This window comes from Rhodococcus sp. X156, from assembly GCF_004006015.1.
Lineage (GTDB): Bacteria > Actinomycetota > Actinomycetes > Mycobacteriales > Mycobacteriaceae > X156.
On record NZ_CP034766.1, the window covers coordinates 3,281,981 to 3,294,527 of the forward strand.

The following is a 12,547-nucleotide window of genomic DNA, read 5'->3' on the forward strand; positions in this document are numbered from 1 at the left end:
ACAGATAGGACCTGGGGCACAACCGAGTCTACGGCCTGACACGCTGCGCGCCGACCGGGCTCCAGTGATGCCCACCACCAGCGGCGACGGCGCCGCAGGAGGTCACCGCACCCGCAGTCCCGCCAGCAGCTCGGGCGAGCCCGTGCCCCGGGGCAGCACCACCATGCCGGCCAGCCCGAGCCGGAGCGTGGCCGCGTCTGCCGCCAGCACCGCCTCCGACGCCGCGCCACTGGCCGCACCCCGGCGCGAGACCGACTCCGGCGCCACGTGCCCGGCCGGGTCGACGAGGCCGGTGGGCACGCCGAGGGGCAGCGGGACCGCGCCGGGATCGAGCCGGAGGGTCCAGCTCGCCGGCACGTCGGTGCAGCGCACCGCCACCGTGCCCGCCGCCTCGGCGGTGGCGGACCCGGGCTCGGCGGCCGCGGTGGCCAGCAGCACCGTGAGGTGCTCGTCGATGCCGTCCAGCAGCAGCCACGGGGGCAGCGCGGCGGGCACCTCCATCGCCACCTGCACCTGCCACGCGCGAACGCTCAGCGCGTGCGCGCTGCGCCGCAGCCAGAACCCGGCCTGCGGCGCCACGGCCGGCGACGGCGACCAGCACGGCCGGCGGCTCGGGGAGCGCGACAGCGCACCCAGCAGCTTCTCCCCGGCCACGTCCAGCGGCTTGGCCTGCTCGGGGGCGCGCCGAGGCACCAGCGCCGTGGAGGACAGCTGCTCGGTCACCCCGGTGGCAAACACGGCGGCCCAGCTCATCACCTCCGCCACGTCGGTGCCGGGCCCGAGCACCACCGGGCGGGCGGGATCGGCCGCAGTGAGGACCTGCAGCGCGGCCCCGATCGTGGAGAGGTAGGCCTCCCGGGTGGGCGGTCCGGGAGCGGCAGCAGTCATGGCTGCAATGCTGCCAGCCCGGAACCGTCCGTGGGAGCGTTCCGTCCCACGGGCATGACAACCGGGGTGGGCATCGACGTTGCGGGACTACAGGGGCTGGCCCCGCTGGGCGGGTCGGCCAGGTCAGGGGCGGAGGGTCTCGGTCAGCTGCAGCTGACCCCGGGTGACGCCGGCACCCCGGACGGGGAGGCGCTGGTCCTGGCGGTGCAGCGCTTCGCCGACCGGGTCTCGGCCGCGGTGCGCACCACCAGCGTCGACCTGCAGCGCTTCTCCCAGCTGGTGGGCGCGGCCGGCGCGACGTACGCCGGCGTCGACCAGGGGCTGGCGGACCAGCTGGGGCGGATGCGCGGGATGACCCAGCGATGAGCGACCCGCGCACCGTCTACGCCGAGCTGACCAGCGGAAACCTCGGTGCAGGCCCAGCCACCACCGTGGCCGGGGGCCGCAGCGCCCTGGCCGCCGAGCTGCGCACGGTGGCCGACACCCGCGGACAGCTGGTGACCCTGTGGTTCGCCGGGCTGGGCTCCGCGAGTGCGCTGCGCAGCCTGGACCAGCGCAGCACCGACCTCGGCCGCGCCGACGACGACCTCAGCGCGGCCGCCCGGCTGCTGGGCGAGCTGGCCACCGAGCAGCAGCGCGTGCACCAGGTGGCCGGTGTGCTCATGCAGGAGTGGCAGCGGGCCTCCCAGGTGCTGCTGCCGGCAAACCCTCCCCTGTTCGAGCTGGTCACCGAGAACGTCCACAGCCGGCTCAAGGAGGTGCAGTCCATCCACCGCGGCGAGCTGGACCGCATCGCCCGCGCCTTCGACGGGCTGGCGGTGCAGCCCGCGGTGGGCGCCTCGGCCAGCACTCCCGGCGACGCCGCGCTGCCCGCGCCGGGAACGCAGCCCGCTGCCGTCGCCGCGTGGTGGAAGAGCCTGACCACCGAGCAGCAGGCCAGCCTGCGCTCCCAGCACCCCGACGCGCTGAGCGAGCTGGACGGGCTGCCGCCGGCCGTCCTGGACGAGGTGAACCGCGCCCGGCTGCGTCGCGACCACGACTCCGCCCAGCAGCAGCTGGACGACGCCGATCGGCGGCTGCGCGAGCTCGGGCTGTCCGGCACGCCCGACGCGATGCTGCTGGGCAGCTTCCCACCCGAGGTGCGCGCAGCCGCGCTGGACCGGGCCACCGCGGAGCAGCTGCTGCAGCGCACCCAGCAGGTGGACGACGCTGTTCGCAGCGCGCAGGCCATGGCGGCACAGTCTCCGGGGACCGGGCCGGTGCAGCTGCTCAGCTACCGCTCCACCGGCCCCGGCGGGCTGGCCATCTCCTTCGGCGACCCCTCGCTGGCCAAGCACGTCGCCGTTGCCGTCCCGGGGACCTCGTCGGGTCCGGGCAGCCCCGGCCTCGACCAGGCCGCGGCCCTGCGCCGGGCCATGGACGAGCGCGACCCCGGCGGCTCGCACGCGACCGTGCAGTGGGTGGACTACGACGCCCCGGACAGCATTGGTGACGTGCAGGCGGTGGCCCAGACGGGCAACGCCGAGAAGGGCGCGCCCACGCTGGTCGGCGACGTGGCGGGGTGGCGGGCCGCGGCTGGGGCGGCGCAGGTCGGCCCGCCGCAGCACGTCACCGTGGTGGGTCACTCCTACGGCAGCACCGTGGTGGGCTTCGCCGCGCAGCACGGGCTGGCGGCCGACGACGTGGCCCTGGTCGGGTCACCCGGCGTCGGTGCGACCTCGGCGGACCAGCTCTCCCCCGGCCGGGGCCACGTGTGGGCAGGCTCGGCCGAGCACGACCCGGTGGTCCAGCTCACCCGGGGCAGCGGCCTCACCAGCCTGCCCTCGGGCGTCGGCCCCTACGACCCTGGGTTCGGCAGCCGGCAGTTCGAGGCCACCAGCACGGACATCCTCGAGAACGCCCACGGCGGCTACTACCACGAGGGCACGCCGTCGCTGCGCAACCTGGCGGCCATCTCCACCGGCGACTACGACGACGTCACCGCGGCCAAGCCGTGGGACACCGCAGCCCCGAAGGCGCTGGCCTTGGCGGGGCTCGAGGCTGCCGGAGACGTCGCCCACGGCACCGCGCGCACCGTGGGAGAGCTGCTGCAGGGCGATCTCGACGACGCGAGGCGAAGCGTGGCCGCCACCGGCAAGGAGATGGTGGGCGACGCCGCCGACGCCGCGGCATCCATCGTCGGCGACCGTGCGGAGGTGCTCACTGCCCCCGTGAAGGCGGTGAAGGGCGTGCTGGGGCTGCTCGGCTAAGGGCTGCTGGCCTAAGGACGCAGCAGCGGCAGCCAGTGAGCGATCTCCTCGGCCCGGGTCCCGGACGACTGCAGCAGCGCCTGCGCTCGGGCCGCGTCAAAGGTGGTCCGTCCCGTCACCAGCAGCAGCCAGGTGCGCGGATCGAGCTCCACCACGTTGGGCGGGGTGCCGCGGGTGTGCCGCGGCCCGGCGATGCACTGCACCGCCACGAACGGCGGCACCCGCACCTCCACGCTGTTGCCCGGCGCGGCCTGGGCCAGCGTGCGAGCCGACAGCCGCACCGCCGCCGCCAGCGAGCTCCGGTCGGGCTCGGGCACCCGTGGGTCGTCCAGCCAGGGCAGCACCGCCAGCACCGCCGCACGCATCTGGGCCTGGTCGACGGGTCCACGGGTAGCCACGGCCGTGAAGCCTAGGACTGCGCACCCCGCCGGCTCACCGGTGCCCGCGCCGTAGGGTTGGCGCGTGCTGAGCATCGACGACCTGGCGACGTACTGGGGCAGGCGGGCCGAGCAGCCCGGCGACATCCACTACCTGGCGCTGGGCGACTCGCTCACCCAGGGCTACGGCGCGGGGTCACCGGCACAGAGCTTCGTGAGCACCCTCGCCGGCCTGCTCACCGACGCCACCGGCGCCTCGGTGGCCGTCACCAACCTCGCGGTGTGCGGGGCCCGGCTGGAGGACCTGGTGATCGACCAGCTGCCGGCGCTGGCGCGGCTGCGCCCCGACGTCGTGACCGTCTGCATCGGCACCAACGACGCCACCCACACCGACCCCGACCGCTTCCGCGACGTCTTCACCCGGTTGTGCGACACCCTGCCGAACGGCACCTTCGTCGCCGACGTGCCCGACTTCCAGGGCGGCCACGGCGACGACGAGGCCCGCGAGCTGTCCGCGATCATCCGCGAGGTGGTGGCCGCCCGCCCCGCACTGGTGCCGGTGGCGGTGCAGGCCGCGACCGCGGGCATGACCGTCACCGAGTTCGGCACCGGCTTCGCCCACCCCGACGACGTCGGCTACCAGCGCTACACCCGGGCCTTCTGGGAGGCGATGGAGCCGGCGCTGCTCCGCTAGGACGTCACCGCCACGTCCTGGCCGAACAGGGCCGGCAGGGTCGCCTCGAAGGTCTCCCGCAGCTCGGCCAGCGACACGGTGAACTGGCCCTGCACCTCGATGTCGTCGGAGCCCTCGTCCACCACGCCGATGCGCGTCCACGGCAGACCGCGGTTGGTGCACATGCTGGTGAAGCGCGGCTCCTCGCTGCGCGGCACCGCCACCAGGATGCGGCCGGAGGACTCGCTGAACAGCTGCACGAACGGGTCGGAACCCTCGGGCAGCAGGATGCGGCAGCCGGTGTCGCCGTTGAGCGCGGCCTCCACCACGGCCTGGGCCAGCCCGCCCTCGGAGAGGTCGTGGGCGGCGGAGATCAGTCCGTCGCGGGAGCCGGCCAGCAGGATCTCGGCCAGCAGCTGCTCCCGGGCCAGGTCCACCTTGGGCGGGGTGCCGCCGAGGTGGTCGTGCACGACCTGGCTCCAGATCGAGCCACCGAGCTCCTCGTGGGTCTCGCCCAGCAGGATCAGCGTCTCGCCGGGGGTGTTGCCGAAGCCGGTGAGGATGCGGCGGTCCACCTCGTCGATCACGCCGAGCACCCCCACCACCGGCGTCGGCAGGATGGCGGTGGTGCCGGTCTGGTTGTAGAAGCTGACGTTGCCGCCGGTCACCGGGATACCCAGCTGCACGCAGCCGTCGGCCAGGCCGCGCACGGCCTCGCTGAACTGCCACATCACGCCCGGGTCCTCGGGGGAGCCGAAGTTCAGGCAGTTGGTCACCGCGACCGGGGTGGAACCGGTGGTGGCGACGTTGCGGAACGCCTCGGCCAGCGCCAGCTGCGCCCCGGTGTAGGGATCCAGCGCGGTGTAGCGCCCGCTGGCGTCGGTGGCCAGCGCGATGCCCCGGCCGGTGGTCTCGTCGATGCGCAGCACGCCGGCGTCGGCGGCCTCGGCCAGCACGGTGTTGCCGCGGACGTAGCGGTCGTACTGCTGCACCACCCAGCGGCGGCTGCACAGCTGCGGCGAGCCCACCATCTGCAGCAGGGTGGCCTTGAGCTCGTCCGGGGTGGACGGGCGGGCCAGCGTGTCCGGGGTGTTCGCGACCAGCGCGTCCTGGCCGGCCGGACGCTGCACGGGGCGCTCGTACACCGGGCCCTCGTGGGCCACGGTGCGCGGCGGCACGTCCACCACGGTCTCGCCGTGCCAGGTGATCTCCAGGTTGTCGCCGTCGGTGACTTCGCCGATGACGGTGGCCAGCACGTCCCACTTGCGGCAGATGGCCATGAACGCGTCCACGTTCTCCGGCGCCACCACGGCGCACATGCGCTCCTGGGACTCGCTGGAGAGCACCTCGGCCGGGGTCATCCCGGTGGCCCGCAGCGGGACGGCGTCCAGCTCCACGCGCATGCCGCCGCTGCCGGCGCTGGCCAGCTCGGAGGTGGCGCACGACAGCCCGGCTCCGCCCAGGTCCTGGATGCCCACCACGACGCCGGAGGAGTACAGCTCCAGGCAGCACTCGATGAGCACCTTCTCGGTGAACGGGTCGCCCACCTGCACCGCGGGCAGCTTCTTGCGGCCACCGCCGTGCTCGTCGCCGTCGAAGGTGGCCGAGGCCAGCACCGAGACGCCGCCGATGCCGTCCAGGCCGGTGCGGGCGCCGAACAGGATGATCTTGTTGCCCGTGCCGGAGGCGAAGGCCAGGTGCAGGTCCTCGGTGCGCATCACGCCGGCGCACAGCGCGTTCACCAGCGGGTTGCCCGCGTAGGACTCGTCGAAAACCAGCTCGCCGCCCACGTTGGGCAGGCCGAGGGAGTTGCCGTAGCCACCGACGCCGGCGACGATGCCGTGCACCAGCCGCTTGGTGTCCGGGGCATCGGCTCTGCCGAAGCGCAGCTGGTCCATCACCGCGATCGGGCGGGCACCCATGGCCATGATGTCGCGGACGATGCCGCCCACCCCGGTGGCCGCCCCCTGGTAGGGCTCCACGTAGGACGGGTGGTTGTGGCTCTCCACCTTGAAGGTGACCGCCCAGCCGTCGCCGACGTCGACCACGCCGGCGTTCTCCCCGATGCCGGCGAGCATGCCGGAGCGCATCTGCTCGGTGGTGGTCTCGCCGAAGTACTTCAGGTGCACCTTGGAGGACTTGTAGGAGCAGTGCTCGCTCCACATCACCGAGTACATGGCCAGCTCGGCGTCGGTGGGCCGCCGCCCGAGGATCTCCCTGATGCGCGCGTACTCGTCGTCCTTGAGACCGAGCGCGGCGTAGGGCTGCTCCAGGTCGGGAGTCTCGGCGGCGTTGGCAGTGGTATCGACAGGCACAGGCACGCGCAACAGCCTATCGAGGGGTCGCAGCACCCCTCTTACTCGCCTGGTCAGGGCTCCACAGCACACCACCGGCTACCAAGGAGTAACTTCTCCGCCCGACCTCTCTCCCACCTGGCAGGAGCACCCCGATGACCGAAGCATCCCCCGGCGCCAGCGCCGGGACGGGCGGGAGCCGGGCCGAGACCACGCTGCGGCGCGGCATCACCGGGCCGCTGCTCTACGTCTTCATCCTCGGTGACGTCCTCGGCGCCGGGGTCTACGCCCTGGTCGGCGAGGTGGCGGGCGAGGTCGGCGGCGCGGTGTGGGTGCCGCTGCTGGTGGCGCTGGCGATGGCGCTGCTGACGGCCTCCTCCTACGTGGAGCTGGTGACCAAGCACCCGCGCGCCGGCGGTGCCGCGATCTTCGCCCAGCGGGCGTACCAGAAGCCGCTCATCTCCTTCCTGGTCGGCTACTGCATGCTCGCCGCCGGCGTGACCAGCGCCGCCGGGCTGGCCCTGGCCTTCTCCGGCGACTACCTCGGCGTCTTCCTGGACGTCCCGATGGTCCCTGCTGCGCTGGTGTTCCTGCTGGTGGTGGCCCTGCTCAACGCCCGGGGCATCAAGGAGTCGCTGCGGGCGAACCTGGTGATGACGACGGTGGAGGTGGGCGGCCTGGTGCTGGTGGTGGTGCTCGCCGGCATCGTGCTGGGCCGCGGCGACGGCGACCTGGGCCGGGTGGTGGAGTTCAACGCCGACACCACCCCGGCACTGGCGGTGCTCAGCGCGGCGCTGCTGGCGTTCTACTCCTTCGTCGGCTTCGAGACCTCCGCCAACGTGGCCGAGGAGGTTCGCGACGTCCGCCGCGTCTTCCCGCGGGCCATGTTCGGGGCCCTGCTCACCGCCGGTGCCGTCTACGTGCTGGTGGGCATCGCCGTCTCGGTCGTGCTGCCGCCCGACCAGCTCGCACAGTCCACCGGGCCGCTGCTGGAGGTGGTCAGCGCCGCCGACGCCGGGGTGCCGTCCCGGATGTTCAGTGCCATCGCCCTGGTGGCGGTGGCCAACGGTGCGCTGCTCACCATGATCATGGCGAGCCGGCTGGCCTACGGGATGGCCAACCAGGGCCTGCTGCCGGGCGTGCTGAACAGCGTGCTGACCCACCGCAGGACCCCGTGGGTGGCCATCGCGGCGACCACCGTGGTGGCCATGGCGCTGGCCACCACCGGCTCGCTGGCCACCCTGGCCGAGACCGTGGTGCTGCTGCTGCTCGTGGTGTTCATCAGCACCAACCTGGCGGTGCTGGTGCTGCGCAAGGAGCAGGTGGACCACGACTACTTCCGCACGCCCACGGTGCTGCCCGTGCTGGCGCTGGTGAGCTGCGTGGTGCTACTGACCCAGCAGAGCGCGGCCACCTGGGCGCGCGCCGGCGGTCTGGTAGCGATCGGGGTGGTGCTGTACCTGGTGAGCCGGCTGGGCACCCGCCGGTCTCCGGCCGAGGAGGACCCGACCGCCGCCGCGCCCGCCGAGCACGCCGGCTAGCCCTGGCGGTCGCGGTCCTTGCTGGGCTGCACCCGCTTGGGCTCACCCGCCATCTTGGGGTAGTTCGGCGGGTAGGGCAGGTCGCCGAGCCCGCCGGCCTCGTCCCGCTCGGCCAGCTCCAGCAGCGTGTCCAGGGAGAACGCCTTGGCGTCCAGGTCGGCCATCGGGTCGCCGCGGCGGGCCAGCAGGTCGGGCACGGTGGCCATGGTGAAGTCGTCCGGGTCGACGTCCACCAGCTCGGCCCAGGTCACCGGGGTGCTCACCGTGGCCCGCGGGGTCTTGCGCACCGAGTAGGCGCTGGCGATGGTGCGGTCGCGGGCGTTCTGGTTGAAGTCCACGAAGATCTGCTCGCCGCGCTGCTCCTTCCACCACGCCGTGGTCACCCTGCCGCCAGCGCCGCGCTCCACCTCGCGGGCCAGGGCGATGGCGGCGCGGCGCACCTCGGTGAAGGTCCAGCGGGGCTCGATCCGCACGTACACGTGCAGGCCGCGCCCGCCGGAGGTCTTGGGGAACCCCACCAGCCCGAGCTCGTCCAGCAGCGGCTGCACCACCTCCAGCGCCACCGCGCGGGCCTCGGCGAAGGCGGTGCCCGGCTGCGGGTCGAGGTCGATGCGCAGCTCGTCGGGGTGGTCGGTGTCGGTGCAGCGGGCGTGCCACGGGTGGAAGGTGACCGTGCCCATCTGCGCCGCCCACACCACCTCCGCGGCGTGGCGCACCCGCAGCGCGTCGGCGGTGCGCCCGGACGGGAAGGCCACCTGGCAGGTCTGCAGGTAGTCGGGGTGCTTGGCGGGGATCCGCTTCTGGTACACCTCCTCGCCCTCGATGCCGTCGGGGAAGCGCTGCAGGTAGGTGGGCCGGTCGCGCAGCGCGTTCACGATCACCCCGGACTCGGCGACGGCCTGGTAGTAGTGCGCCAGGTGCAGCTTGGTGCCGCCGTCCGCGCCGAGGGCGGGGAACATGATCTTGTCGGGGCTGCTCAGGCGCACCTCCACACCGTGGACGTCCAGCAGCTCCGGCGGTGTCTTTCCTGCGGGCGTCTTGCTGGGCATCACTGGCCTCCATCGGCGAGCACGTCGGCGAGGTCGAACCGGACGGGCACGTCCAGCTGGTCGTAGGTGCACGAGGAGGGGGTGCGGTCGGGGCGCCAGCGCAGGAACTTGGCGGCGTGGCGCAGCCGGTCGCCCTCCATCTGGTCGTAGGCCACCTCCACCACCCGCTCCGGTCGCAGCGGCACCCAGGAGTGGTCCTCGCGGGCGTTCCACCGGTTGGGCTCACCCTCGTGGACCACGTCCGACCCCAGGCGCAGCGGCTGCAGCTCCTCGAGCAGCTCCTTGCGCCGCTGTGCGGTGAACGCCGAGGCGCCGCCGATCATGTGCATCTCGTCGCCGTCGTAGAGGCCGAGCAGCATGGAGCCGATGCCGGGCACGCTCTTGTGCGGCCGGTAGCCGATGACCACGCAGTCGGCGGTGCGGTGGTGCTTGACCTTGATCATCTCCCGGCGGTCCGGTGCGTAGTGCCCGGCGAGCCGCTTGGCCACCACCCCGTCCAGCCCGGCGCCCTCGAACTCGGCGAACCACTGCTGGGCGATCGCGGCGTCGGTGGTGGCCGTGGTGACGTGGCAGGTGGGCCCGGTGACGCCCAGGCCCAGCAGCAGCTCGCGACGGCGGGAGAACGGCTCGGCAGTCAGGTCCTCCGCACCCAGCGCCAGCAGGTCGAAGCCCACCACCTGCGCCGGGGTCTGCTCCGCCAGCAGCGCGATGCGGCTGGCGGCAGGGTGGATGCGCTGGCTCAGGGAGTCCCAGTCCAGCCGGGTGCGGCCGTCGATCTCCCGGGGCACCACGATCTCGCCGTCCAGCACGCACTGCTCCGGCAGCTCGGCGAGCACCCCCGCCACCACCTCGGGGAAGTAGCGGGTCAGCGACTTTCCGCTGCGCGAGCCCAGCTCCACCTCGTCGCCGTCACGAAAGACGATGCAGCGGAAGCCGTCCCACTTGGGCTCGTAGGACCAGATCGGCTCGCCGGCACCCTGCACGGGCACGGCGTCGGCGGCCTTGGCCAGCATGGGCTTGACGGGCGGGCGCACCGGGAGGTCCATCTGCCCATCCTGGCCCAGGCAGCCGGGATCCGGGTAGGGAGAGCCGGCTCAGCCCCGGGCGAGGCGGGCCAGCAGCAGGGTCTCGGCCAGGCAGACGCGCTCGAACTCCGCCAGGTGCAGGCCCTCGTCCACGCCGTGCGCACGGGTGTCGGGGTCCTCCACCCCGGTGACCAGCACGGCCGCGTCCGGGAAGGCGTCGACGAACTCGGCGATGAACGGGATGGAGCCACCCATCCCCATGTCCACCGGTTCGGTGCCGTCCCAGGCGTCGCGGAAGCTGGACCGGGCGGCGTCGTAGGCCGGTCCGCTGGCGTCGATGGCGCAGGGCTGGCCGGTCTCCCCACCGGTGACCGTCACCTGAGCGCCCCAGCCGACGTGGCTGCGCAGGTGCTCGGTGAGCGCGGCCAGCGCCGCGTGGGCGTCGGTGCCCGGCGGGACGCGCAGGCTCACCTTGGCCCGGGCCACCGGCACCAGCGTGTTGGAGGAGGCGGCCACGGTGGGGGCGTCGATGCCGATGACGGCGATGGCCGGGCCGTTCCACAGCCGCGACACCACCGAGCCGGTGCCCAGCTGCTGCACGCCGTCGAGCAGCGACGACTCCGCCCGCACCCGCTCCTCGGGGTAGTCCAGGTCGGCCGCCTCGCCCTGCGGCAGTCCGGCCACCGCCACCGAGCCGTCGGGGTGGTGCAGCGTCGCCAGCAACCGGCACAGGGTGGTGAGCGCGTCCGGCGCCACCCCGCCCCACAGCCCGGAGTGCACGGCGTGGCCGAGGGTGCGGACCTCGACGACGCAGTCGGCCAGCCCGCGCAGCGAGACGGTGAGGGCAGGGACGCCGACGTCCCAGTTGGCGGAGTCGGCGATGACGATGGCATCCGCGGCGAGGCGGTCGCGGTAGGTGTGCAGCAGCCGGGTCAGCGACGGCGAGCCGGACTCCTCCTCGCCCTCCACGAACACGGTGACCCCCACCGGCGGGGCGCCGCCGTGGGCGCGGAACGCAGCCAGGTGCGCCGCGATGCCCGCCTTGTCGTCGGCGGCGCCGCGGGCGTAGAGGCGCTCGCCGCGCTCGGTGGGCTCGAACGGCGGACTGGTCCACGCCGTGACGTCGCCGGTGGGCTGCACGTCGTGGTGGGCGTAGAGCAGCACCGTCGGCGCTCCGGGCGGTGCCGGGTGGTGGGCGATGACGGCGGGTGCGCCGCCCTCGCTGACCACGTCCACCTGGGCGAAGCCGGCCTCGCGCAGCAGCCGGGCCACGGCCTCGGCGCTGCGCTGCACGTCGGCGGCGCGGGCCGGGTCGGCGTACACCGAGGGGATGCGCACGAGGTCCTCGAGGTCGGCCCGGACCGCGGGCAGCACCTGCGCCAGGGTCTCGCGCAGCTCGGACTCGGAGGGGCTCAGCGCAGCAGTCATGCCCCCGAGCCTAGGACGGGGCCCGACGAGCGGGCCCCGCGGTGCTCACGCGCTGGCGAGCACGCCGTCCAGCACGGACAGGAAGATGCCCAGGCCGTCGTCGGTGGGACCGGTGAGCTTCTCGGTGGCGTGCTCGGGGTGCGGCATCAGCCCCACCACCCGGCCGTCGGCCGAGGAGATGCCGGCGATGGCGCGCATCGACCCGTTGGGGTTGTCGCCGACGTAGCGGAAGACCACGCGGCCCTCACCCTCCAGCTCGTCCAGGGTGTCCTCGGCGGCCACGTAGCGGCCCTCGCCGGACTTCAGCGGCACCAGGATCTCTGCGCCGGCCTCGTAGCGCGAGCTCCAGGCGGTGCTGGTGGACTCCACCCGCAGCCACTGGTCGCGGCACAGGAAGTGCAGGCCGTCGTTGCGGGTGAGCGCCCCGGGCAGCAGCCCGGCCTCGCAGAGCACCTGGAAGCCGTTGCAGATGCCCAGCACCGGCAGGCCGGCGCCCGCGGCGCGCACCACCTCGGTCATCACCGGCGCGAAGCGGGCGATGGCTCCGGCACGCAGGTAGTCGCCGTAGGAGAAGCCACCCGGCACGATCACCGCGTCGACTCCGCGCAGGTCAGCGTCGCCGTGCCACAGGCTGACCGGCTCCGCGCCGGACAGGCGCACGGCGCGGGCGGCGTCGACGTCGTCCAGCGTCCCCGGGAAGGTGATGACTCCGATGCGCGCGCTCACTCCTGCACCCTCCGCACGGTCCAGTCCTCGATCACGGTGTTGCACAGCAGGGTCTGCGCGATCTGCGCCAGCGCGGCGTCGTCGACGTCGTCGGCGACCTCCAGCTCGAAGCGCTTGCCCTGGCGGACGTCAGCGACCCCGGTGAAGCCCAGCCGCGGCAGCGCCCCAGCGATGGCCTGACCCTGGGGGTCGAGGATCTCGGCCTTCGGCATGACGTCCACGACTACTCGGGCCACGCGGCGCTCCCTGGTTAGAATCGGTGTTGACGAGGGTGAGCCTACTGGCAGGGCCGGAGGA

General features: G+C 73.7%; 12 protein-coding genes. 4 read left to right on the forward strand and 8 right to left on the reverse strand.

Translation table 11 applies throughout. The annotated features are described in order from the left end of the window. Positions 1-102 precede the first annotated feature (102 nt). The gene (locus ELX43_RS15475; RefSeq protein WP_127784190.1) at positions 103-888 is read right to left on the reverse strand and encodes a hypothetical protein; all 786 of its coding nucleotides are present in this window, start codon (positions 886-888) and stop codon (positions 103-105) included. 54 nt (positions 889-942) lie between these two features. Here ELX43_RS15475 and ELX43_RS15480 point away from each other — a divergent pair, with 54 nt between their 5' ends. Together ELX43_RS15480 and ELX43_RS15485 are read left to right on the forward strand one after the other, a co-directional pair. After that, complete coding sequence (locus ELX43_RS15480) at positions 943-1,254, forward strand: hypothetical protein (RefSeq protein ID WP_127784191.1); 312 nt, start codon at positions 943-945, stop codon at positions 1,252-1,254. Further along, positions 1,251-3,137 (forward strand): alpha/beta hydrolase, encoded by a 1,887-nt coding sequence (locus ELX43_RS15485; RefSeq protein ID WP_127784192.1) that lies wholly within the window; start codon positions 1,251-1,253, stop codon positions 3,135-3,137. The genes ELX43_RS15480 and ELX43_RS15485 overlap by 4 nt, the downstream gene beginning before the upstream one ends. An 11-nt stretch (positions 3,138-3,148) precedes the next feature. Here ELX43_RS15485 and ELX43_RS15490 read toward each other — a convergent pair whose 3' ends face one another. Beyond that, positions 3,149-3,535 carry a sterol carrier family protein gene (locus tag ELX43_RS15490; protein ID WP_127784193.1) on the reverse strand — a complete coding sequence of 129 codons (387 nt, stop codon included), beginning with the start codon at positions 3,533-3,535 and terminating at the stop codon, positions 3,149-3,151. Between the two features lie 64 nt (positions 3,536-3,599). On the opposite strand from ELX43_RS15490, the gene ELX43_RS15495 reads away from it, so the two are divergent. Beyond that, positions 3,600-4,208, forward strand: a complete 609-nt coding sequence (locus ELX43_RS15495) for an SGNH/GDSL hydrolase family protein (RefSeq protein WP_127784194.1) — start codon at positions 3,600-3,602, stop codon at positions 4,206-4,208. On the opposite strand, the gene purL is transcribed toward ELX43_RS15495, so the two are convergent. Then, positions 4,205-6,508 carry a phosphoribosylformylglycinamidine synthase subunit PurL gene (purL, locus tag ELX43_RS15500; RefSeq protein WP_206518037.1) on the reverse strand — a complete coding sequence of 768 codons (2,304 nt, stop codon included), beginning with the start codon at positions 6,506-6,508 and terminating at the stop codon, positions 4,205-4,207. The genes ELX43_RS15495 and purL overlap by 4 nt on opposite strands. A gap of 128 nt (positions 6,509-6,636) precedes the next feature. Here purL and ELX43_RS15505 point away from each other — a divergent pair, with 128 nt between their 5' ends. Continuing rightward, positions 6,637-8,022: an APC family permease gene (locus ELX43_RS15505; protein ID WP_127784195.1), complete on the forward strand. Its 1,386-nt coding sequence runs from the start codon at positions 6,637-6,639 to the stop codon at positions 8,020-8,022. On the opposite strand, the gene ligD is transcribed toward ELX43_RS15505, so the two are convergent. Genes ligD through purS form a run of 5 tightly spaced genes read right to left on the reverse strand, consistent with a single transcriptional unit; the run spans position 8,019 to position 12,486 of the window. Beyond that, complete coding sequence (gene ligD / locus ELX43_RS15510) at positions 8,019-9,071, reverse strand: non-homologous end-joining DNA ligase (protein ID WP_127784196.1); 1,053 nt, start codon at positions 9,069-9,071, stop codon at positions 8,019-8,021. The genes ELX43_RS15505 and ligD overlap by 4 nt on opposite strands. Then, positions 9,071-10,117, reverse strand: a complete 1,047-nt coding sequence (locus ELX43_RS15515; protein WP_127784197.1) for an ATP-dependent DNA ligase — start codon at positions 10,115-10,117, stop codon at positions 9,071-9,073. Before ELX43_RS15515 ends, ligD begins: the two co-directional genes overlap by 1 nt. Positions 10,118-10,165: 48 nt before the next feature. Then, on the reverse strand, positions 10,166-11,524 hold the full coding sequence (locus tag ELX43_RS15520; RefSeq protein ID WP_127784198.1) for a dipeptidase: 1,359 nt from the start codon (positions 11,522-11,524) through the stop codon (positions 10,166-10,168). Between the two features lie 45 nt (positions 11,525-11,569). Further along, entirely contained in the window at positions 11,570-12,250 is a 681-nt protein-coding gene (purQ, locus tag ELX43_RS15525) for a phosphoribosylformylglycinamidine synthase subunit PurQ (RefSeq protein WP_127784199.1), read from the reverse strand. Further along, on the reverse strand, positions 12,247-12,486 hold the full coding sequence (gene purS, locus ELX43_RS15530) for a phosphoribosylformylglycinamidine synthase subunit PurS (RefSeq protein ID WP_127784200.1): 240 nt from the start codon (positions 12,484-12,486) through the stop codon (positions 12,247-12,249). The genes purQ and purS overlap by 4 nt, the downstream gene beginning before the upstream one ends. Positions 12,487-12,547 lie beyond the last annotated feature (61 nt).

Coding starts and splice junctions, on each gene's coding strand:
- ELX43_RS15480 (WP_127784191.1), top strand. CDS start 943: ATGACAACCGGGGTGGGCATCGACGTTGCGGGACTACAGGGGCTGGCC.
- ligD (WP_127784196.1), bottom strand. CDS start 9,071: ATGCCCAGCAAGACGCCCGCAGGAAAGACACCGCCGGAGCTGCTGGAC.
- ELX43_RS15475 (WP_127784190.1), bottom strand. CDS start 888: ATGACTGCTGCCGCTCCCGGACCGCCCACCCGGGAGGCCTACCTCTCC.
- ELX43_RS15505 (WP_127784195.1), top strand. CDS start 6,637: ATGACCGAAGCATCCCCCGGCGCCAGCGCCGGGACGGGCGGGAGCCGG.
- ELX43_RS15520 (WP_127784198.1), bottom strand. CDS start 11,524: ATGACTGCTGCGCTGAGCCCCTCCGAGTCCGAGCTGCGCGAGACCCTG.
- ELX43_RS15515 (WP_127784197.1), bottom strand. CDS start 10,117: ATGGACCTCCCGGTGCGCCCGCCCGTCAAGCCCATGCTGGCCAAGGCC.
- ELX43_RS15485 (WP_127784192.1), top strand. CDS start 1,251: ATGAGCGACCCGCGCACCGTCTACGCCGAGCTGACCAGCGGAAACCTC.